The following is a 21,225-nucleotide window of genomic DNA, read 5'->3' on the forward strand; positions in this document are numbered from 1 at the left end:
CGCTCACGGTCGAGAACGAGGGCACGTGGGCCGTCCAGGGCGGCTCGGTCGAGTTGGAAGAGGCGAACACCCAGCGCGACGCGACGTTGGCGGTGGCTGAGGGCGCGCGGCTGCAGTTCAACCGCCCGCTCACCGTCGAGGGCACGCTCAGCGCTGCGCCGACGGGCCGCCTGGCGCTCAACGCGGCGCTGACGGCGGGGCCGGGCGCCACGCTCGCGGTGGCGGGCACGGGCTTCGAGTGGCTGAGTGGCTATCTGGAGGAGGGGCGGCTCGTCAACCGGGAGTTGATCCGGTTCACGGGCGCGAACGCCAGCCGGGGGGCGCGGGGCGAGACCGCCGTGCTGCGCAACACGGGCACCGTCAACTGGGAAGGCTCCGGCATCCTGTATGTGTACGACGGCGCCCGCTTCGAGAACGCGAGCGCCTTCGACGTGAGCGGGACGGGCAGCCTGCGGGGTTTCTCCGGCATCGGCACCTTCTCGACCGAGCCCACCGCCACGCTCACCAAGACCGGCGATGCCCTCTGGGAGCTCTACGGCCCGCTCACGGTCGAGAACGAGGGCACGTGGGCCGTCCAGGGCGGCTCGGTCGAGTTGGAAGAGGCGAACACCCAGCGCAACGCGCGCCTCGACGTGGCGTCGGACGCCACGCTGCAGTTCAACCGACCGATGACGGTTCTGGGCACCCTCACCAGCGCGCCAGCCGGACGCCTGGTGCTCAACAGCCACCTGCTCACCGACCGCACCGCGGAACTCGCCGTGGCGGGGGCAGGCCTCGACTGGCGCTCGGGCTATATCACCGAGGGCACCATCGTCAACCGCAACCTGATCCGACTCACCGGCACCGCTAACAACCGTGGCGTGCGTGGTGCCGATGCGCGCCTCCGCAACGCGGGCACGATGACGTGGCGCGGCGATGGCCTTTTCTACGTCTACGACGGCGCACGCTTCGAGAACGAGGCTACTCTCGACATCGTTGGGAATGGCGGCCTGCGCGGCTTCTCCGGCTTGGGCACCTTCGTCAACACTCCAACCGGGACCTTCACCCGCCAAGGCGATGGTGTCTTCTTCTTCGGGTCCGACGTGGAGCGCAACCGCGGCTTCGAACCATTCGACGCGACGCTGGACGGTGCGGTGGAACTCGGCGGTGAGATCGACGCCATCGGCCTAGCCCTCACCAGCCGGGCAGCCATTGACATCACAGGCCCTGGCGGCGAGGTCGGGGCGCTCACCTGGACGGGCGACTTCACGTTGGACGACGGCGCCAGGCTTCGCTTCGACCTCGTCAACGCAATGGCGAGCGACGACCTCTTCGTGCTGCCCAACACCCGCGGGCAGGCCCTCGGCACGGCCCAACTCGACGGCACACTGGAAGTCGTGCTGCGCGATGGCTACATCCCCGATGTCGGCACGTCGTTCGACCTCATCACGGCGGAGGCCATCACAGGCGGCTTCACCGACCTCTCGTCGCTGACGATCGAGAGCGCCGATTTGTCGCTCTATCCATCGATCACCGACGAGGTGTTTAGCGTCACGGCTGCGCGAGGCATCCCAACAATCTCGGGGAGCCTAGCCGCATCGCCTTCGCAGGTACGCGGGGGAACCCTCGTCCCGATCACGCTCTCCGGTGCGGGCTTCGCTCCCGACCTGAGCGTCGCTCTCACGTGCGTCGAGTGCGCGGACCCAGACACCTACGGTACGCTTCCGGGGCAGATCGACACCATCACCCCAACCGCGATCGGCTTGGGCCTGGACCTGACGCCAGGCGACATCTACGGCACTTACGAGATCCGCGTATCCGACCCGCGCGGCGGCGAAGCCACGACGACGCTGGTCATTCTCCCGCCCGACCTCACGCTCTCCGTCGAGGTTCGGCGTGCCGACGCCAGCGAGCTCGGCAACCGCGCCGGCACGTTCGTCGTCCGGTCGAACCGGCAGACGCTCGCGCCGGTCACCGTCCCGTTCGCGCTGGGTGGCTCTGCGCAACGGCTGGCTGACTACGTGACGACCGAGCTGGGCGACGCCCTCACACTGCCGCTCGGCGTGACCGAGTTGCAAGTCGGCATCATCCCCGTCAACGACGACCTCGCCGAGCCGAGCGAGACCGTCACATTCACGCTCCTCGACACGCCCGACTATGCCCTCGGCAGTCCGGCGACCGGCACTGTGACCATCGAAGACGGCCCGCCCCGCGGTGACTTCGCGGCCTTCTCCGTGAACCCCCGCCGTGGAGGCGACGCGGGCCTGCTGACGCTGACAGTGGTAGGCCAGAACTTCACGGACGGGGCGACGGTGTCCCTCAGCGGCAACGGCCCCACGCTGGAGAGCCTGGAAACGCAAGTGGGCGAGGACGCCACGACCCTACAGGCGGTGTTCGACCTCAGCGATGCCCCCATCGGCGCGCGTGATGTGGTCGTGGTCAACGGCGATGGCGGCGCGGAGACCCTGCCACGCGCCTTCAACGTGGAGCAGAGCGTGGGGGCCGACGTCTGGGTGACGCTGGTCGGTCCCGAGGCCGTCCGGCGCGGGCGCCCAGGCACCTTCTCGCTCGTCTACGGCAACGACGGCAACGTAGACGCCGTCGGAGGCATCTTTACTGTGATGGGCATCCCGCTGGGAGCGGACGTCACGTTCGATGACTCGTTCGCGCTTCCGCCTCTCCCTGGTCAAGACGAGACGGAGCAAACGCCCGTCGTCCAAGACGAGAACGAGCAGTACATCGTGCTCGGGGCCGTCGGCCTTGCGCCAGGTGAGGCGCGTACGTCGACCTTTACCATCACCACCTCGGCCGACTATACCCTCCAGCTCTTCGCCTTCTCCGACGCGGACGCCCGCGCAGGTGCCACCGGCCGCACGCCGCTCCGCTCATCCGAGCGAGCCCAGCGGACCGCCTCGCCAGCGTCTCGCAGCAACGACATACCAGGGCTGGTCGCCGCTGAGGCCTACCTCGCCTCGACGGCAGCCTCCAACAACTTCGTGACCCGGGCGGCGGAGTTTGTCTTCACCGGGGGCCGCGACGGCGCGTGCGTCGGGGCGGCTGTCGACAACTTCGAGAACCTCTCCGCCCTCACGTTCGGCACCGACTCGCCGCTCTTCGGCTGGGGCGTGGAGGTGGTGACCAAGAACGGCACGGGCGTCGGGCATACGACGGTGCTCCTCACCTCGCCCGACGGCAACTACTACGTCGCCGACAACTACACCGGCATTCCGACGATCCTCCCCATGGAGCGGTCCGGGGACAACTACTTCCCGGCCCCAGAGAACGCCCTCGTCCCGGTCAACGCCCCCTATCTGATCGCTGACGGTGTGGTGAACATATCGAGCGCGTTCGGCGGCGACCAGTTCTACACGCTCTTCGACGAGCGCTACCAGACGAGCCTGCGCCCGAAGCCCGATGAGCAGCAGCCCGTCACCACGGTCAACTCGTTCGACCCCAACGACAAGATCGGGCCCGGCGGCGCAGGCGAGGCACGCTACATCGCCAGCACCGAGCCGATGCCCTACCTCGTCCGGTTTGAGAACCTGGACACGGCCACGGCTCCCGCTGCCGAGGTCATCGTGGTGGACACGCTCGACCTCGAGGTGTTCGACCCCGCATCGCTGACGCTCGGCCCGGTCACCTTCGGCGAGCGCATCGTGCCGGTCCCGCCCGGTTTGCAGGACTACGCGACCACCGTCGACCTGCGCCCAGAGCAGGACCTCCTCGTGCTCATCGCGCTCACCCTCGAACCGATGTCGGGCATCCTCACGGCTCGCTTCACCTCGCTCGACCCTGATACGGGCGAATTGCCCGAGGATCCCTTCGCGGGCTTCCTGCCCCCCAACGTGACGCCGCCGGAGGGCGAGGGCAGCATTTCCTTCGTCGTCGCGCCCCGCGATGGGACCGGGAGTGGCACCGTCCTCCGCAACGAGGCACGCATCTTCTTCGACCTCAACGAGCCCATCGACACCCCGCCGTGGATCAACACCGTGGACCTCACCGCGCCTACGAGCGGCGTCGTAGCCTTGCAAGAAACCCTGAGCGACTCGGTGTTCACGGTCACGTGGGCCGGCAGCGACGCCAATGCTGGGGTCAGCGGCTTCGACGTGTACGTTTCCCAGGAGGAAGGTCCCTTCGAGCCCTGGCTCCTCAACTACGCGGAGACCTCCGCTACGTTTGTGGGACGCAACGGTGGAAGCTATGCGTTCTACAGCATTGCGTCGGACTTCGCGGGCAACGTCGAGCCGCCGAAGACGGACGCCGAGGCGACGACCACGGTCGTTGTCAGCACCGAGGACGATGCGGGCCTCCCGGAGCGCGTCACGCTGACGCAGCCCTACCCCAACCCAGCCTCCTCAGCCATGACGGTGCCCTTTGGGCTGCCGACCGCTGGCGCGGCGGAGATCGAGGTGTTTGACCTGCTGGGGCGCCGCGTCGCGCAGCTTGCCACGGGCGACCAAGCCGCCGGCTGGCACACGCTGCGGTGGGACGTGAGCCGTCTCGCGTCGGGCGTCTACGTGCTCCGCCTCCGCGCCGATGGCGTGGCTGAGACGCGCCGGGTGACCGTCGTGAGATAGCGTCGGTTCAGTCCAGCTGCAGGCGTCGATTCGTGTGACAAATCGGGCAGGTGAATGCTATAGACGGTGGTGCTGGCAACATTCCTGGACAGGGGCGATAGACCAAACCGCTCGCTCTCTTCACGCTCTCTCCACCGACCATGCTCCACCGCCCCACACGCGCGGCGGCGGGCTGGGTGCTCCTCGTAGCGCTCGCCCTCCTCGTCTGCGTCCCGGCCTCCGAGGCCCAAACCCGCACGCTCAACCTCCGCCTCGAAGGCGGCGTCCCCCTCGGGGACTTCCAGGACAGCGTCGAAGATATCGGCTTCGGCCTCGCCGGGCAGTTGCTCTTTCAGCCCGCAGGCGTCCCGCTTGCGCTCGGCTTTGAGGGCAGCTTCCTCACCTACGGCCGCCAGATCAACCCCGTGCCGGTCGACTTCGGCGGCAGCGGCGTCTCGGTGGCCGACCAGATCACGCACAACAACATCGCGAGCCTCGGCCTCGTGCTGCGCATCCAGCCCAACGGCGGCGCGGTGCAGCCCTACATCGAAGGCTTCGGCGGCTTCAACTACCTCCACACCCGCGTCTCGCTCGACCAGGCGGTGGTTGCCAACAACAACAACGGATTCGGCGGCGACCCGGTGGTCGTGACGCGCAATTCCGGCAACACGGTCGTGGACGACTTCGCGTTCACCTACGGCGGCGGCGGCGGCCTCCTGCTCCGCGTCTTCAACGGCCTCGACAACGGTCAGCACGTCACGGCCTACGTCGACTTCGGCGCGCGCTACCTCCTCGGCGAGGAGGCCGACTACCTCGTGGAGGTGGACGACGCCGACGCGACCAACACACCGCAGAACCCGGTCCGCACGACGGTGGACGTGATCCGACCCTACTTCGGCCTCTCGTTCCGCTTCTAGCTGCTTCGGGCTTGGTTGCTCGGTTCGGCTCTGACCCTCCCGCCGAACCGACCTCAGTGCGGGGGCTGCTCACACCGGGCGGCCCCCGCATGTCTTCGTTGGACTCACCGCGTACCGCCGCTTCCCGAGACAGCCCGCGTCCACGCAGGCGTCACGAGCGAGCCCGACGACTTCGTCACCAAGGGCACCGGCCTGTTTTGGGCGTTGATGCTGTTGCCGCTGGCCAGCGTGTTCGTCTGCGGCATGATGGGGCTAGTCTCGCTCACCGACCCGAAGCGGTAGCTCGACGCCCGAAGCGAACCCCTTCTGCTCATCCGGTTTGTGCGCGCGTTCGTATTCATGGTCCTCCACGAGGCGACCCCCAGCGGCCGACAACGCTACAACGTGCTGAGGTCTGGCGACGCCTGCACCAGTTCGCGGGACGCATCTGGGTGGACGTGCTGCTCGCCGCGCTAGTGCTGCTGTTTCGGCAGTTTCACCCGTCAGGGCTGAGCCCAGCGGGCGGCTTGACTTTGCGGAGGTATGGGGGCTATTGTCGGCGCTCCTCACTCACCCGCTTCACAACCTCGCATGTATCGCCCCGTTCTTGTCCTTGGCCTCATTGCGCTCGTCTCCCTCCCTGCTGCTGCGCAGGGGAACCGCGTAGGCATCGGCGTGAGCATCGAGCCGCTCACACGCTTTGCCGTGATTGATCAAAACGGGTTTTCGAGCTTAGGTTTTTTTACACCGTCACTCTATGTCCCCATCACGCTAGGCCAATTTCGCCTAGAGCCTGAAATCAGCTATGTCCGCGATGCCGTCTCGCTCAACGATGAAACAACGGCCAACTCAAGGCTGCGTTTTGTTACCGGCTTGTTCTACTATAACCAGCGGAGTGAAGCCAATGCCTTGTACGTTGGCACCCGCATTGGCTTCGCGCGCACAGCTGTTTCGAACGCGTTCTCGGACGACACCGCATCGCAGATCGACTTCATCTTTGCACCCACGCTGGGAGGCGAGCACTACTTCGGCGACCTATCACTCGGCGTGGAGAGTCAGGTTCAGTACACTCGCATTGGCAACGTCGACGAGGACAGCGAGGTGACCCGGTCGCAGTTCTTGATCCGCGCGCTCTTCTTCGCCCGGTTCCACTTCTAGCGGTCCACCTTCGCCGAGCCTGTGCCCGGCGTTTACACGTTCGTGATCGGCTTGCGGTACTTCAGCGCCTAGCGGTACTCGGGGTTCGGGTGGTCGAAGCGCGCCCCGGCATCCCAGGCGGAGCGCTGGTTGCCGTAGGCGGGCACGCCGCCCGCGTCCTTGAGCAGCCGGGCCAGGTGGAGCAGGTTCCACGTCATGAACGTGGTATTGCGCTGCGTGAAGTCGTTGTCGAAGCCGACGCGGGTGCCGTCGTCACGGAGGTCGCCGTAGCTCGGTCCGGGGCCGGCCTCGCCGATCCAGCCCGCGTCGGCCTGCGGCGGGATGGTGTAACCGAGGTGCTGGAGCGCGTAGAGCGTGCCCATCGCGACGTGCTTGATGCCGTCCTCGTTGCCAGTCACGAGGATGCCCCCGACCTTGCCGTAGAAGGCGTACTGCCCCGCGTCGTTGAGTTGCCCCGACTGCGCGTAGAGCCGCTCGATGACCTGGGTGCAGACCGAGGAGCGCTCGCCGAGCCAGATCGGCGTGCCGAGCACGAGGATATCGGCCGCCTTGACCCGCTCGTAAAGCGCAGGCCAGTCGTCGTGCTCCGCACCGTGCTCGGTCATGTCGGGGTAGACCCCCGGCGCGAGGTGGAAGTCGACGGCGCGGAACGCATCGACGGTCACGCCCTGCTTCTCCATGATCGCGCGGGACACGTCGAGGAGCGTGTCGGTGTGCGACTCTGCAGGCGAGGGCTTGAGCGTGCAGTTGACGAAGAGCGCTCGGAGGTCGCCGTAGCGGGCAGGAGGCGTGTCAGGCATAGAAGGGGAGGCTGTTCAAGGGGAGCGTAGCATCGGTGTCATTCACCACCGCTGTTCTTACATCAAGCTGGCTAGATCGCTGCCCAAATCGTTGCATGACGGTGCCTACTAGGCCAATCGGGCGAACGCCAGCGCCATGACGCCTGCCACCATCGCCGCTTTCAGGAGCGCGCTGGCCTGGCCTGCGGTCGTGGTGGGATCAGGCGCAAGCAGGTGCCACGCCGCAGCCAATAGGAGGCCCGCCGCGGGCAGCCCGAACGCCAAGAACGGAAGCCCAAGTGCCGGGATAAACGCGGGCACCGGGAGCACGGCGAGCGTAGCTGCCAGCACCGCTAGGCACACCCACGCCGCCGTGCGCGGACTCGTCACGAGCGGGAGCGTTTGCGCCCCGTCGGCCGCGTCGCCCACCACGTCTTCGAGGTCTTTGGCCCCCTCACGCGCCCACGTCGTCAGAAACGCGAACGCGGCCCCCACCAGCACTGCGTCCGAGAGCCCGACGGCAAGGCCCCCGTAGACGAGCGCCAGCCCCAGAACCATCGACACCGCGAGGTTGCCCACTACGGGCAGCCGCTTCAGCGAAGCACTGTAGAGCCACAGCAGGCCACCCGTTGACGCGGCGAGCAGGACATGCGTGCGCGACACGCCGGCTGCCAGCACCACACTCAGCACCGCCAGCGCGATGGCCACCGACGTCGCGGTGCGCACCGTCACCGCGCCCGACGGCAGCGGGCGACCCGGTCGGTTCACCCGGTCGATGGCGAGGTCGTACACGTCGTTGATCGCGTTGGCCGCGCCGCCCAGGCACGCCGCCGACGCCATTGCCCACATCAGGGCCCGGCCCGACGCACCCTCGAAGGCCTCGGCCCCTGCGCCCAGCACGCCGCCGAGCGCGACCCCCGCTAGAAACAGCACGAAATTGAGCGGACGCAGCAATTGCACGATGCCGAGCAGGGCATCCGAGCGCGACGGCGAGGCCATAGGGTGAATAGGCGCGACGTGGAGATGGAGAGCCGCCAAGATCGGCACCGCGCCGGGCAAAAACACCGATGCCCCGACGCTAGGCCGAGGCATCGAAACGTGTGACCGGGCACGGGGATGAGTCGCGTCGTCGCGTCTCCCCTTCCAGCACGCTGTCCTTACTCGTGGCCGTTGCGGCCGACGTAGTGGCCTGGCGTTCCGTTCTTCCGGATGATGCCGTGCTTGAGCCCGATGCGGCGGAAGGCGTCGAGAATGAGGTCCAGCTCCTCGTTCGTGTGCGTCGCCATGTAGCTCGTGCGCATGAGTGCCTGGCCACGTGGGACGGCCGGCGGCACCACGGGGTTCACGAACACGCCCGCTTCCAGCAGGTCTTTCCAGAACGCGAAGCAGGTGAACATGTCGCCGATCACGACCGGGATGATAGGCGACTCACTCGTCCACACGTTGAAGCCAAGATGGCTGAAGCCGTCGCGCATGTAGGTCGAGATCTCCTCCAGACGAGCAAGACGCTCGGGCTCGGCCTGCAGGATCTCCAGGCACTTCAGCACCGTCGCCACGTTGGCAGGCGGCATGGAGGCGCTGAAGATGTGGGCACTGGCCTTGTGGCGGATGTACTCGATCACCTCGCGGTCCCCGACGACGAAGCCGCCGAGCGAGGCGAAGCTCTTCGAGAAGGTGCCGGTAACGAGGTCTACGTCGTCGAGCCGCCCGAACGTCGAGGCTGAACCGCGGCCCCCGTCGCCCACCACGCCGACGGCGTGCGCGTCGTCGAGCATCAGCGCGGCGTTGTATTCGCGGGCTAGATCGACCAGGTCGGGCACCTTGGCGATGGTACCACTCATCGAGAAGACGCCGTCCGTGACGATGAACTTGCCCGCGTCGGGGTGCTGCGCGCTGTAGCGCTCCAATTGGAGGCGCAGGTGGTCCATGTCGTCGTGACGGTAGCGGACCGTCTCGGCAAAGCTGACCTGGGTCCCTGCGACGATGCAGGCGTGGTTGTCCTTGTCGCTGAAGACGAAGTCGCCCTTGCTCGCCAGGCTCTGCACCACGCCTAGGTTGGTCATGTAGCCCGTCGAGAAGAGCACACACGCCTCCTTGCCCATGAAGGCTGCCAGCTGCTCTTCGAGTTCCAGATGCAGGTCGAGGGTGCCGTTGAGGAAGCGAGAGCCGGTGCAGCCCGTCCCGTAGTTGGCAATGGCGTCCTGGGCGGCCTGGACCACGCGCGGATCGTTGGTGAGACCGAGGTAGTTGTTCGACCCGGCCATGATGAGGTTCTTTCCATTCATCACGGCCCGCGTCCCCTCCGCCACCTCAATCGGCCGGAAGTAGGGGTAGAGGCCCGCTTCTTGGACCCGTGCATAGTCACCGCCGGGAGCAAAGAACTGGGCGGCCTTGTCGAAGAGCGCGGGGCGATCTGCGACCTGCGAGCCGTGGGCGTCGGGGTTGGGCATGGGGAGCGTGGGTGGGTGCCTCAGGCTAGCGCGCGGGGCGGCCGTGTGGTGGAAAGCGAAGGTCGGGACGAGCCCAGCCGCGTCGCTTAGCGCTCAAGGTGGGTGAGACGCTAGTGGACGCCCCTATGCGAGGAGCGCCCTACAGTTCCCCTACGGAGGTACCTGCACGGGCGGTTTCGCAGGCCTTTCGAACGCGACACGGCCTGACCGACAGGACAAGGGCCAGGCTCACACGGCGAGACGACAGATACAGATGGATGGCGGAGGGTGCACAGAAATAGGCACGAACCCCGAGCGGATGCAAGCGCTTACCCCGGATTCACGATCCCGCGCCCGCCCGCCGGTCGCAAATCGACCAGAACGACCAGCATTACCACACCCACCGGAGCGCGAGCCGCCCTCCAACCGTTCCGTGCGGTGTGAGGGCAGGCAACGCGCGCAGCGAGAGATCTTCGCTCACATCGAAGTCGAGCAGGTGGCCAGAGACATAGGCGTCGAGCGCCTGCAGGCCATAGACGAGGATGCCAATCAGGATGGCGAAGTCCCGGTTGCGGCGGAGCACGTCGCGGTTGTTGAGTGCCAGTTGCGTCGAGGGCTCGCCGAGCGACTGCCACGTGTCGATGAAGCCGGCGTTGGGGTTGACGCCGGGCTGGTCAGGGTCGCACACGAGGTCTTCGCAGGCGCTGAAGAGGTACGCCTCGCGCCACTGCCGGTAGTCGAGGTGGTTGACCACCACCAGCACCGTCACGCCTGCCACGGCGCCGAACGCGATGGGCGCCTTGCCCCACTGCCCGTTGTAGACCTGCCCCCACCCCGGCACCGCAAGGCTCCGCAAGAGCGCCCCCCGCGGCGTCCTCGGATCGTCGGGTATGGTCACGACCTCCACCCCGACGGGGCTCAGCACCACAGCGGCGTCGGCGCCCCCCTCTTCCGCTGCGACTTCGCCCGCAGTACCTGTCGAGTCCGCCACGACCTGCGCATGCACCGTACAGCACAGCAGCGCTATCGCCAGACACCACGCGACCCGCAGTACACCGCTGTATGGGACGTTGTATGTCATCCTGAACGTGTTTCAGGATCTCTACCGACTGAGATGGCTTGCGGCATCGCTGAGATGCTGAACCGAGTTCAGCATGACAAAAGGCGGAGTTCGCCTTATTTCTTACCGAGGACTACTTCTTACCAAGGACGAGGTCGAGCACGCGTTCCAGGTCCTCCTGCGAGTAGTAGGCGATCTCGATCTTGCCGCTGTGGTCGGCGCGGTGCTGGAGGCGGACCTGCGTGGCGAGATGCTCGCGCAGCTTCGCCTCGAAGTCGGCGATCTGGAGGCGGTTGCGCTCGTCGAGGGTCGGCACGGCCGTGACGGCTGGCTCGACCTTGTTCTCAGGCTCGGGCGTCGGGTTCTTGTAGGCGCGGACGCGCTCCTCCACGTCGCGGACCGAGAGGCCCTCGTCCAGGATCGCCTGGTGGAGCGTCATCTGGATCTCGTCGTCGCCGAGGCTGACGAGCATGCGTGCGTGGCCGGGCGTGAGCAGGCCGTCGCGGATCGAGGCTTGCACGCGCGGCGGGAGGCGGAGCAGCCGCAGCAGGTTGGTCACGCCCGAGCGGCTCTTGCCCACCTTGTCGGCCACCTGCTCCTGCGTCAGCCCGATCTCGTCGATGAGGCGCTGGTAGCCGAGGGCGATCTCGATGGGGTTGAGGTCCTCGCGCTGGACGTTCTCTACGATGGCCATCTCCAGCATGGCCTCCGTGTCGGCCTCGCGGACAAAGGCAGGCACGCGCCTGAGCCCGGCCTTGCGGGCGGCGCGGAGACGGCGCTCGCCCGAGATCAGCTCGAACTGGCCGCCGCCGAGGGAGCGCACGGTGAGCGGCTGGATGATGCCCAACTGCTCGATGGAGGCCGCGAGTTCTCGCAGTGCGCGCTCGTTGAACTCGGTGCGCGGCTGGTAGGGGTTGGGACGGATGGCGTCCACCTCCAACTCAGCCACGCGCCCGGCGGTGCGGAAGCGCTCCTCGAAGTTGTAGAGGCGGGCCTGGGGGCCGCGGGCTTGGGCAAGCGTGCCGTCCTCGCTCGCCCCGTCGCCCTGGTCGGCGTCCTGGGCTTCCTCCATTTGAGGGAGGAGCGAGCCGAGGCCCTTACCGAGAGCTGCTTTGCGCGTCGCCATGCGATCAGCGGTGTGTCGTGGAGAAAAGCGGGGAAGAGAGCGGGAACGCCAGGCGGAGCCCGAGTTGGGGCAGAGCCGAGGCCGGTCAGCGCCGTGCTAGTCGTCTGAGGACGAGTCGCGGGTCGTGGCCGAGGGCAGGCGGATGCGCTGCGGCGCGGCAAGCGTATCGTCGGAGGCGCCATCGCCGTTGGAGACGGCGCGGCCGGAGCGGTCCATCAGGTCCGCGAGTGGCACGCGGCCCTCCTCCTGCACTGGGGCGGCGAGGAGCGCGGCGTTGTTCTGGATGATCTCGCGGGCGAGCGCGATGTAGTTGCGCGCGCCCACCGACGTGGCGTCGTAGAGCAGGACCGGCTTGCCGAAGCTCGGTGCCTCTGAGATGCGGACGTTGCGCTGGATGATGGCCTGGAAGACCTTCGCGCCGAAGTAGCGCCGGACTTCGGAGGCCACCTGGTTGGAGAGCCGCAGCCGGCCGTCGAACATGGTCAGGAGCACCCCCTCGATCTCGAGTTCGGGGTTGAGATGCTGCCGGACGATCTTGATCGTGTTGAGGAGCTGGCCGAGCCCTTCGAGCGCGAAGTACTCCGCCTGCACGGGGATCAGCACCGAGTCGGCGGCCGTGAGCGCGTTGAGCGTCAGCAGGCCGAGGCTCGGCGGGCAGTCGATGACCACGAAGTCGTAGGCGCGGCGGACGTGCGTGAGCGCGTTCTTGAGCACCTGCTCGCGGTTCATGAGGTCGATCATCTCGATCTCGGCGCCCACCAGGTTGATGTGGCTCGGGACGAGGTCGAGGTAGGGCATCTCGGTCGAGAGGACGGAGTCTTCGACCGGCACGTCGCCCGCGAGGATCTCGTAGCTCGACGAGGCCACGGTGCGGGCGTCCACGCCGATGCCCGAGGTCCCGTTGGCCTGCGGGTCCATGTCGATGAGCAGCGTGGGGTGCTCCGTCGCTGCGAGCGACGCGGCGAGGTTGACCGCCGTGGTCGTCTTGCCGACGCCGCCTTTCTGGTTTGCGACCGCGATGACCTTGCCCATGGAGCCGGTGCTGCCTGTTGCGTCCAGGGCCTCCCATGGCCCTGCCTGTTGCGTACGAGAATAGGGAGAGTGCGCGCTCGCGGCCGGTGGGTGGGAATGCGACACCGCGAGGCGCCTGAATATAGCCCCGCTCCCGATGGGCCTTCAATGCCAGGGACAGCATGTGGATAAGTGAAGCCACACGCACCACCCGTTCCCCTCTCCTGTTGCTCTCGACGATCCGCGCGAACGGTCACCCGCGGCCCCCGAACGGCCCCGTTGCCCTGAACATCCGGCGACGCTCGCGGGTATTCTCAGCGTCCTCATTCTCATGTGCTCGCCGACGCCTGCTCGTGCCCCGTTTCGCCTCTCGCCTGCTCGCCCTCTCGCTCACACTGCTGGCCGCGCGCTCCGCGGCTCAGCCGGTGCCCGCCTTCGCGCCCGAGGCCGCGCCGTTCCCCATCGAAGTGGAGGGCGAGGCTCTCGCCTATCCATTCCTAGGCGGCTTCGTCGGCCCGCGCCCGCAGCTTGTCGACGCTGACCTCGACGGCGACCCGGACCTCGTGGTGCTCGGCGAGGGCGGGCGGCGCCTCCTCTACCTCGAAAACACGGCGCCCGCGGGCCAACCCGCCACCTTTGTCTGGCGCCCCGACGCCTATGCCGATGCGGACCTCCTCTCGTGGGTGCAGCTTGGCGACCTCGACGGCGACGGCGACCTCGACCTGCTCACTGGCAGCGCCTCCGGGCCGAACCGCGCTCGCTACCTCCGCAACGACGGTAGCGCACAGGCCCCGCGCTTCACGGAGGCGGCAGACCCCCTCACGGACACCAACGGCAACCCGCTCCGCGCCGAGAACACCAACGTCCCCGGCCTCGGCGACGTCGACGGCGACGGCGACCTTGACTACTTCGCCGGCACAGCCGACCTCGGCACGACCTATCACTACCGCCACGACGGCGTCAGCTCCGACGGCGTCCCACGCTTCGTGTTCGAGACGGACCGCTTCCAGGACCTTGTCATCTTCGAGAGCAACCCCAACTGCCCCAGCACGCCCCTGGTGGACGACCCGAGCGCGCTCGGAGGACCCGCTTCGGGCGACGTGCGTGGTCCCCATGCGGCGGCGCCACGTGCGCTCGCCTCGGCGAACCGCCACGGGCAGAACGCGGTCGCCTTTGCCGACGTCGACAGCGACGGCGACCTCGACTACTTCTGGGGCGACATCAACTCGGCGAGCCTGCTCTTCTTCGAAAACCAGGGAACGCCGACCGATCCCACCCTCGTTCTCGCCGCCGACGTCTACCCCGACGACGAGCCACTCACGTCCGGCGGCTACGCCATCGCGGCATTTGGCGACACCGACGCCGACGGCGACCTCGACCTCGTGGTGGGCATCGCGGGCGGCTTCTGCTCCCAGCCGAAGAACCTCATCGACAACTTTTTCCTGTACGAGAACATCGGCACTGCGACGGCGCCGGTCTTCACGGAGCGCACGAGCCGGCTGCTGCCGAACTACGATGTCGGGCGCAGCACCCGGCTGGCCATTGCCGACCTCGACGGCGACGGCGACCTCGACGCGCTCGTCAGCGTCGACCGCCCGCCCAGCCTGGACCCAATCCGGTCGGCCCTGCGGCTCCTCGAAAACGTGGGCAGTGCCGCCGCACCACGCTGGCGCGAGACCGACCCCGACTTCCTCAGCCTCGACCTCGGCGTGAGCGCGTCGTCCTACACGCCAGCACTGGTCGACCTCACCGGCGATGGGCTGAGGGACCTCGTCGTTGGCGAGTTTGGGCGCGACCTGTTCTTCTTCCGCCGCACGGCGGCCCCGCTCGACAGCCCCGACGCCTTTGTCGAGGTCGTGCCCAGCCCGCTCGCCGACCTCGCGCTCGGCCAGCGCCCCACCCCGACACTCGGCGACCTCGACGGCGACGGCGACGCGGACCTTGTCGCGGGTGACTTCACGGGGCGGCTGCGCTTCTTCCGCAACACGGGCTCGCCGACCGCCGCGGCGTTCACGCTGGAGGCGGACCGCTTCCTGGACGCCGACGTGGGCACCAACAGCACCCCGCACCTCGGCGACCTCGACGGCGACGGCGACCTCGACCTCCTCGTCGGCAGCGACGACGGCCCCGTCCAGGTGTACCGCAACGAGGGCACTCCGCAGGCCTTCTCGTTTGTCGACGCCGGCACCATCCCGATGCCCCGCAGTGGCACGGCGCCCGCGCTCGGCGACCTCGACGGCGACGGCGACCCAGACCTCATGAGCGGCACGCTTGGCGGCGGCCTGATCTTCCTACGCAACCCCACGACGACCGACGTGGAGCCACCCGCACCGCCCCAGACGCTACAGTTTGAGGCTTTCCCGAACCCAGCGCGCGGCGCCGTGCGGTTCCGGACTGCCCTTCCGCCTGACCTCGGCCCTACTACGCTGGCTGTCTATGACGTACTCGGACGCGTCGTCTTCGAAGCCGCGCTGCCCGAGGCGGGTGCCACGCTGGTGTGGGAAGGTCCAGGGACGGACCGCGGTACGCTCAGCGGAGGCCTCTACGTGGCCGTCCTGCGCAGCGGTGGCGAGCGCCTCGCCACGCGCCGGATCACCGTGCTCCCCCGCTAGACTGGTACGCTCTGCCGAGGACGAGCCATTGGGCGAGGACTACGCCTGCTTGCCCGTCGCCTGCTGCGTGCGCTGGGCCACCTCCTCGGCCAGGCGCTGCGTCTCCGAGGCGTCGGTGGCGGCGTCGGCGGCAGGCGGCATCGCCGTCGGGTCGGCCGGTACCACCTTCGGGGCTGTGGGCTGGGCGGGTGTCGCCGGCGCCTGCAGCGACGACCGCAACGAGGCGAGTTCGCGCTCGGCCTTCTTGGCCCGCTGCCCCGCCCGGAAGCGCGCCGGCACGCTCGCGAGCAGCCCGACAAGCACGCCTGCGCTGAGCGTCACGATGAGCACAACGGCGAGCGAGGCTGTGATGGTGTAGGGGCCGACGTTGACCTCAGTAGAGGCCGTGTTTTGCAGCGTGAAGACGATGGCGACCGCGGCGATCACGAGCGAGAGGATGAGCGCGAAACGCATGGCTTGGGGGGTGGTTAAGAGAGATCCCTTCGTGTCCAATCGAGAACCTACGGCATAAGGTTCCGAGGTGGACGCCGTGTAACGCAGCCGGTGCCCGGTCGGCCCTGCCCCCTCGCCTCCATGCCCGATACTCACGAGTGCCCCTCGTGCGCCCTCCCCGCTCCTGCTGACGCTGAGGTCTGCCCGTACTGCGATTACGAGTTCCCATCGCGCCCTCGCAGCCTTGGCGTCGGCGTCGCGCTGATGGTAGTGGTGCTGCTGCTGTGGCTAGTCGGTTCGCTGTTCCTCTAGACGTGCGATCGATCACATGAGCCGCACGAGGTAGGCCGCGCCGACAATCTCGCTCGCCGCCTCGCCGACGAGGGCTTCCGCCCCGACGAGCGCCACGGCGGCCCCGAAGGCATAGCGCCCGAGGTCGAAGACCTGGCGCTGCGCCCAGTCGCCGGTCGTCGGGTTGAGGGCGAAGCTGTAGACGACGCGGTCCACGTTGGTGTTTTGGCCGAGCTGTTCGTCGTAGCCCACCACGAGTGCACGGCCGCCGCTGAGCGCCACGTCGGTCCCGAAGCCGCCCCGGTCATAGCCGCGTTGCGGTTGGAGCGTGGCCGCCCGGTACCATGTCCCGTCGGCGGCGGCGAGGTAGAGACTGGCTCGCCCGTCCTCGCGGTCGGCGGCAGGCTCACCGACGAGCAGCCTGCGCCCGTCGAGCGCGACGGGGAGGCGCGGCCCGCGCAGGCCGTCGAAGCGGTGGCGTTGCACCCACGGCTCGTCTGCATCGGCGGGAGCCTGCTCGAAGACATAGAGCGCGCCGCCCTTGCGGCGGTCGTCGGAGGGCGCAGACACGGCAAACGTCGTCCCGTCGAAGGCGCAGGCGGCACCGAAGCGGCGGCGGTCGGCCGGCACGGCGATGCGCTGGTCGAGCTTCCAGCCGCGCCCCACGAGGCGGTAGAGGTAGGCCGACCCCTCGGCGCCCTGCGTCGGGTCGGCCTCGGCTGTCACAAGCGCCCAGACCTCGCCCTCGGCGTCGGTGCCGAGCGCCACGCACGCTGCATACGCGCCCTCGTCGGGCTCGATCAGCCCCGAGAGCCGCGCGGTCTGCTCCCAGGTCCCGTCGTCCTGCCGCTCGAAGACGTAGGCCGTGTTGGGCCGGAGCGGGTTGAAGAACTGCGCCGCCGCCGACACCAGCACCCGGTCCCCGTCGAGCGCCACCGAGCGCCCGAAGAACTGCTCGGCTTGGCAGTCCTTGGGCACGAGCCGCGCCACGAGCACAAACGTGTCGTCCGCGGCCCGCTCGTAGACGTAGGCCGCTCCCGCGTTCACGTCGCACGAGGTCTCGCCGCTCGCGCCGACCACGACGCGGTCGCCGTCGAAGGCCACGGCCGCGCCGTACTGCGTGGCGCGTACCGAGTCCGGACGAGGCAGGCGCTCGATTTGGGCGTAGGTGGCGGGCCCCAGGAGGCACGCGAGGAGGACGAGGAGAGAGAGGCGCATGGGAGTGGATCGGCTTGGCTGCTCACACAACGCCGCGCACGGTGCGCTTCGCGTCACGACCCGAGGCGAAGCGAGGCGGGCCGTCCCAGGGCGTCCCGGAACGGCCCGCAGGCACCGATGAACGGTACGGTCGGGTGCTACTGTTGCGCGAGGTAGTTGCGGTAGCGTCGGTCGGCCTCGTCCCAGTTGATGAGGTTGAAGAAGTGGTCCACGTAGTCGCCGCGGCGGTTCTGATAGTGGAGGTAGTAGGCGTGCTCCCAGACGTCGAGGCCGAGGATCGGGAAGTCGCCGTGCATGACCGGGTTGTCCTGATTGGGCAGCCCGTGAATGTGGAGGCCGTTGGCGCCGACGGCGAGCCAGCCCCAGCCAGAGCCGAACTGGCCGGTGGCGGCCTTCTTGAACGCCTCCTTGAAGGCGTCGTAGGAGCCGAAGGTCTCGGTGATGGCCGCGCCGAGGTCGCCTGTCGGTTCGCCGCCGCCGTTGGGCGAGAGGATGGTCCAGAAGATGGCGTGGTTGTAGAAGCCGCCGCCGTTGTTGCGGACCGCTGTCTGCTTGTCGGCGGGCAGCGCGTCGAGGTTCGAGAGGAGGTCCTCGATGGACTTGCCGGCCCAGTCGGTGCCGTCGAGGGCCGCGTTGAGCTTATTGGTGTAGCCCTGGTGGTGTTTGGTGTGGTGGATCTCCATGGTGCGCGCGTCGAAGTGCGGCTCCAGGGCGTCGTAGGCGTAGGGAAGAGGGGGCAGTTCGAAGGCCATGCCAGGTCGGGGATTCAGTCTTGAGAGATGAGTGGACGGCTCGTACGAAGACCGAAGCCTCGCGTTTCCCACGGTCATGCGTCCTCCGCGCATGGGGCGCACGACGCGCCCTGCGATGGTGTGGCGTGGTTTGCGCCACCTTCGACAAGGTACCCGACGTGCCTCCTCGTCGTACGTCCCTTTCACCTCAAGCCACGACTGGCGCATAGGGAAGGCTAGAGAGATTAGACCTCCCCGGCCTTCCCTGTTGACAATGTCACCTGGGCTGTGTTAACTCATCGTTCTCACTCTACCACCGCTCTCACTCCACCTCTATCGTGATGAGACTTCTCGCTACCATTCTACTCACCTTCGCATGCGGCCTCGCCCCGGCGCTTGCCCAGCATGCCAAAACAGTACCGAGCGCGGTCTCCGCGATAGCTTTAGACGACGGTATCGACTCGCCGACGGACGCCTTCCGAAGCGTTGCCGATGTCTCGACAGACTTTGAGGCTAGCGAAGGGTTCGCTCCAGGCTATTGCGCCCAAAACGGCTGGACAGCGTTTGCCGCGTCGACAACGCAGGGGACGGTAAACGCCGCTAATCCCTACAGCGGCAGCCAGCACCTCCGCATCGCAGACGATCCCACCCAGGCCGATGGCACCAGCACGGGCTGCTTTAGCCCTGACGAAGGCGCCCAGCCTGCTGGCACCTATGCGGTGCAGTTTAAGATTGCTATCTCAGCAACCCTTGGAGCTGACTATGACATCATTGCCCAGTCTCCAGCGCAGGCCGCGCTCACTGCTCGTATGAAGTTCAACTTCGAGGGCAACATCTTTGTCATTGACGATCCGGGGACCGGCCTAGCCTTCGTAGACACGGGCGTAGCGTGGAGCGTCGGCCCCTACGTGGAGGGCCGCATTGTGGTCGACGGGGTCACAGGCATCCAGCAGTATTTCTACAACGATGTCCTGATCTACACGACGAACCCGCTCCCCACGCTTGCCACGAGCATTGACCAGGTCATTTTCCTCTCCGACAACTTCCATATCGGAGATGTGGGCGACCTTGACGATCTCTACTACGGGCTGCTCGCCAACATCCCCGTTGAGTTGACCAGCTTCAATGCCGTCATGGACGGTGAGTCTGTGGTGCTCGACTGGCAGACGGCCTCGGAGACCATCAACGCGGGCTTCGAAGTGCAAATGCGCGACGGGAATAGCGGGGAGTTCCAGACCCTAGACTTCGTTGAGGGCGCCGGCACGACGACAGAAGCCCAGACCTACAGCTTCCGCGTGGCCGACCTCAGGGCCGGGACCTACACGTTCCGACTCAAGCAGGTAGACTTCGACGGCGCGTTCGAGTACAGCCCAGAGGTCGAGGCGTCCGTGGCTGTCCTCCAGACGCATGACCTCTCGGAGGTCTACCCCAACCCGTTCGCACGCCGGGCCACGCTGGACCTCGCCGTGCGGGAGGCGCAGGACGTACGCGTGGAGGTCTTCAACCTGATGGGCCAGCGCGTTGCCACGCTCCTCGACGGCGCGATGGAGGCCAACGTCAGCACCGAGGTCGCACTCGATGCGTCTGACCTCCCAGGCGGCCTCTACCTCGTACGCGTGACAGGCGAGACCTTCCAGACCACGCGCAAGGTCACTGTGACCAACTAGGTCGCACCTTCGTGCTTCCTCTCGCGGGGCGGGCCTACGATGGCTCGCCCCGCTCTTTTTTGTGCAGGACTCCGATCTGTAGGCCTGCTGAACGTGTGGTCGGGAGGCTTACGCCCTCCTGCAACAAACGGCTACCTCATGCCGGGGCGACGTGCGTGCCTACCCTTTCCGGCCTGGGACCTCGCTTCACTCCCTGCCCGTTGAAGTACGTTGAGCATTCCCTCTTGAACTATTCCCCGTTGCCTCCTTCATGCCCCAAGCGACTCCCGACTCTACCTCCACCTCTGATGTCCTGACGACTGTCGAGCCCCTCAGCGTCAGCGACCTTGTCGGCACGCTCGTCGACAAGCTCGCAGGCTGGGTCGAAGGCTTCGTGCTGCTGCTGCCCAACCTGGTCGCCGCGCTCCTCATCGTGCTTGCGTTTGTGCTCCTCGCACGCAGCGCGCGGTCGCTCGTGACCACGCTGATGAATAAGATCAGCGGCCGGGCCAGCGGCGCGTCCACGAGTGTCGTCTCGCTACTGGGCACACTCGCCTATAGCGCCGTCCTCGCCGCGGGGATCTTCATCGCGCTCGGCTTGATCGGGCTGGACCGTGCCGTGACCACGCTCCTCGCCGGTGCTGGTGTTCTCGGCCTTGCCCTCGGCTTCGCGTTCCAGGACATCGCTGCCAACTTCATCGCCGGCGTCCTCATCGCCGTGCGCTCGCCGTTCGACATCGGCGACCTCGTGGAGACGAACGGCCACATGGGCACCATCTCAGACATCAACCTCCGCGCGACACACGTCCGCACGTTCCAGGGCCAAGAGGTCATCATCCCCAACAGCCAGGTCTACCAGAACCCGCTCGTCAACTACACCGAGATCGGATCGCGGCGCATCGACCTCGGCTGCGGCGTCGGCTACGGCGACGACCTTCAGCACGCCGAGGACGTAGCAACGGCCGCCCTCTCGGACGTCTCCAGCCGTGACACCGCGCGCGACGTGACGCTCTTCTGGACCGAGTTCGGCGACTCGTCCGTCAACTTCGTGGCGAGCTACTGGGTCACCTTCCAGGGCCAGGCCGACTTCCTCGCCGCGCAGAGCGAGGGCATCAAGCGGCTCAAGACGGCCTTCGACGCCAGCGGCGTGACGATCCCGTTCCCGATCCGCACGCTCGACTTCGGCCCCAACGGCGGCGTCGAACTTCGCGAGATGCTCGACGACAAGGTGTGACGGGTGCGAACGTATGCACGTGTGAAGATGTCGACATAGTCTCCTAACGCCACATCGACGCGCTTGC

Annotated in this window: 16 protein-coding genes; 6 read left to right on the top strand and 10 right to left on the bottom strand. The window is 67.4% G+C overall.

Going from position 1 to position 21,225, the window contains the following annotated elements; translation table 11 throughout:
- Together AAFU51_16630 and AAFU51_16635 are read left to right on the top strand one after the other, a co-directional pair.
- The coding region (locus tag AAFU51_16630) for a T9SS type A sorting domain-containing protein (GenBank protein ID MEO1572884.1) at positions 1-4,556 on the top strand (4,556 nt) is incomplete at its 5' end.
- 140 nt (positions 4,557-4,696) lie between these two features.
- Positions 4,697-5,452, top strand: a complete 756-nt coding sequence (locus AAFU51_16635) for a hypothetical protein (protein MEO1572885.1) — start codon at positions 4,697-4,699, stop codon at positions 5,450-5,452.
- Positions 5,453-5,556: 104 nt separating this feature from the next.
- Here AAFU51_16635 and AAFU51_16640 read toward each other — a convergent pair whose 3' ends face one another.
- Positions 5,557-5,697 carry a hypothetical protein gene (locus AAFU51_16640; GenBank protein ID MEO1572886.1) on the bottom strand — a complete coding sequence of 47 codons (141 nt, stop codon included), beginning with the start codon at positions 5,695-5,697 and terminating at the stop codon, positions 5,557-5,559.
- Between the two features lie 325 nt (positions 5,698-6,022).
- Between AAFU51_16640 and AAFU51_16645 the strand changes: the two genes are divergently transcribed.
- Complete coding sequence (locus tag AAFU51_16645; protein MEO1572887.1) at positions 6,023-6,589, top strand: hypothetical protein; 567 nt, start codon at positions 6,023-6,025, stop codon at positions 6,587-6,589.
- 68 nt (positions 6,590-6,657) lie between these two features.
- Here AAFU51_16645 and AAFU51_16650 read toward each other — a convergent pair whose 3' ends face one another.
- From AAFU51_16650 to AAFU51_16675, 6 genes are all read right to left on the bottom strand, one after another.
- Positions 6,658-7,389 (bottom strand): flavodoxin family protein, encoded by a 732-nt coding sequence (locus tag AAFU51_16650; protein ID MEO1572888.1) that lies wholly within the window; start codon positions 7,387-7,389, stop codon positions 6,658-6,660.
- Positions 7,390-7,497: 108 nt separating this feature from the next.
- Positions 7,498-8,367: a geranylgeranylglycerol-phosphate geranylgeranyltransferase gene (locus AAFU51_16655; GenBank protein MEO1572889.1), complete on the bottom strand. Its 870-nt coding sequence runs from the start codon at positions 8,365-8,367 to the stop codon at positions 7,498-7,500.
- Between the two features lie 158 nt (positions 8,368-8,525).
- The gene (locus tag AAFU51_16660) at positions 8,526-9,818 is read right to left on the bottom strand and encodes an aminotransferase class I/II-fold pyridoxal phosphate-dependent enzyme (GenBank protein MEO1572890.1); all 1,293 of its coding nucleotides are present in this window, start codon (positions 9,816-9,818) and stop codon (positions 8,526-8,528) included.
- 370 nt (positions 9,819-10,188) lie between these two features.
- On the bottom strand, positions 10,189-10,878 hold the full coding sequence (locus AAFU51_16665; GenBank protein MEO1572891.1) for a DUF5683 domain-containing protein: 690 nt from the start codon (positions 10,876-10,878) through the stop codon (positions 10,189-10,191).
- 112 nt (positions 10,879-10,990) lie between these two features.
- Positions 10,991-11,983: a ParB/RepB/Spo0J family partition protein gene (locus tag AAFU51_16670; GenBank protein ID MEO1572892.1), complete on the bottom strand. Its 993-nt coding sequence runs from the start codon at positions 11,981-11,983 to the stop codon at positions 10,991-10,993.
- 96 nt (positions 11,984-12,079) lie between these two features.
- Positions 12,080-13,015: an AAA family ATPase gene (locus AAFU51_16675; GenBank protein ID MEO1572893.1), complete on the bottom strand. Its 936-nt coding sequence runs from the start codon at positions 13,013-13,015 to the stop codon at positions 12,080-12,082.
- 332 nt (positions 13,016-13,347) lie between these two features.
- On the opposite strand from AAFU51_16675, the gene AAFU51_16680 reads away from it, so the two are divergent.
- Positions 13,348-15,606: a T9SS type A sorting domain-containing protein gene (locus AAFU51_16680; GenBank protein MEO1572894.1), complete on the top strand. Its 2,259-nt coding sequence runs from the start codon at positions 13,348-13,350 to the stop codon at positions 15,604-15,606.
- A 39-nt stretch (positions 15,607-15,645) separates the two neighbouring features.
- On the opposite strand, the gene AAFU51_16685 is transcribed toward AAFU51_16680, so the two are convergent.
- The 3 genes from AAFU51_16685 to AAFU51_16695 all read right to left on the bottom strand — a co-directional run bounded on the left by AAFU51_16685 (position 15,646) and on the right by AAFU51_16695 (position 18,299).
- Positions 15,646-16,059: a LapA family protein gene (locus tag AAFU51_16685; GenBank protein MEO1572895.1), complete on the bottom strand. Its 414-nt coding sequence runs from the start codon at positions 16,057-16,059 to the stop codon at positions 15,646-15,648.
- Between the two features lie 303 nt (positions 16,060-16,362).
- Entirely contained in the window at positions 16,363-17,547 is a 1,185-nt protein-coding gene (locus tag AAFU51_16690; GenBank protein MEO1572896.1) for a hypothetical protein, read from the bottom strand.
- Between the two features lie 137 nt (positions 17,548-17,684).
- Positions 17,685-18,299 carry a superoxide dismutase gene (locus AAFU51_16695; GenBank protein MEO1572897.1) on the bottom strand — a complete coding sequence of 205 codons (615 nt, stop codon included), beginning with the start codon at positions 18,297-18,299 and terminating at the stop codon, positions 17,685-17,687.
- A gap of 320 nt (positions 18,300-18,619) precedes the next feature.
- On the opposite strand from AAFU51_16695, the gene AAFU51_16700 reads away from it, so the two are divergent.
- A complete protein-coding gene (locus AAFU51_16700; GenBank protein MEO1572898.1) occupies positions 18,620-19,945 on the top strand; it encodes a T9SS type A sorting domain-containing protein in 1,326 nt (441 codons plus the stop codon).
- Positions 19,946-20,195: 250 nt separating this feature from the next.
- Positions 20,196-21,158, top strand: coding sequence for a mechanosensitive ion channel family protein (locus tag AAFU51_16705; GenBank protein ID MEO1572899.1), 963 nt, complete (start codon positions 20,196-20,198; stop codon positions 21,156-21,158).
- Positions 21,159-21,225: the final 67 nt, after the last annotated feature.

Source organism: Bacteroidota bacterium (assembly GCA_039821555.1).
Classification (GTDB): Bacteria; Bacteroidota; Rhodothermia; order Rhodothermales; family Rubricoccaceae; genus JBCBEX01.

Coding starts and splice junctions, on each gene's coding strand:
- AAFU51_16655 (MEO1572889.1), bottom strand. CDS start 8,367: ATGGCCTCGCCGTCGCGCTCGGATGCCCTGCTCGGCATCGTGCAATTG.
- AAFU51_16645 (MEO1572887.1), top strand. CDS start 6,023: ATGTATCGCCCCGTTCTTGTCCTTGGCCTCATTGCGCTCGTCTCCCTC.
- AAFU51_16685 (MEO1572895.1), bottom strand. CDS start 16,059: ATGCGTTTCGCGCTCATCCTCTCGCTCGTGATCGCCGCGGTCGCCATC.
- AAFU51_16690 (MEO1572896.1), bottom strand. CDS start 17,547: ATGCGCCTCTCTCTCCTCGTCCTCCTCGCGTGCCTCCTGGGGCCCGCC.
- AAFU51_16640 (MEO1572886.1), bottom strand. CDS start 5,697: ATGCCGCAGACGAACACGCTGGCCAGCGGCAACAGCATCAACGCCCAA.
- AAFU51_16705 (MEO1572899.1), top strand. CDS start 20,196: ATGCCCCAAGCGACTCCCGACTCTACCTCCACCTCTGATGTCCTGACG.
- AAFU51_16670 (MEO1572892.1), bottom strand. CDS start 11,983: ATGGCGACGCGCAAAGCAGCTCTCGGTAAGGGCCTCGGCTCGCTCCTC.
- AAFU51_16695 (MEO1572897.1), bottom strand. CDS start 18,299: ATGGCCTTCGAACTGCCCCCTCTTCCCTACGCCTACGACGCCCTGGAG.
- AAFU51_16700 (MEO1572898.1), top strand. CDS start 18,620: ATGAGACTTCTCGCTACCATTCTACTCACCTTCGCATGCGGCCTCGCC.
- AAFU51_16635 (MEO1572885.1), top strand. CDS start 4,697: ATGCTCCACCGCCCCACACGCGCGGCGGCGGGCTGGGTGCTCCTCGTA.
- AAFU51_16675 (MEO1572893.1), bottom strand. CDS start 13,015: ATGGGCAAGGTCATCGCGGTCGCAAACCAGAAAGGCGGCGTCGGCAAG.
- AAFU51_16650 (MEO1572888.1), bottom strand. CDS start 7,389: ATGCCTGACACGCCTCCTGCCCGCTACGGCGACCTCCGAGCGCTCTTC.
- AAFU51_16665 (MEO1572891.1), bottom strand. CDS start 10,878: ATGACATACAACGTCCCATACAGCGGTGTACTGCGGGTCGCGTGGTGT.
- AAFU51_16660 (MEO1572890.1), bottom strand. CDS start 9,818: ATGCCCAACCCCGACGCCCACGGCTCGCAGGTCGCAGATCGCCCCGCG.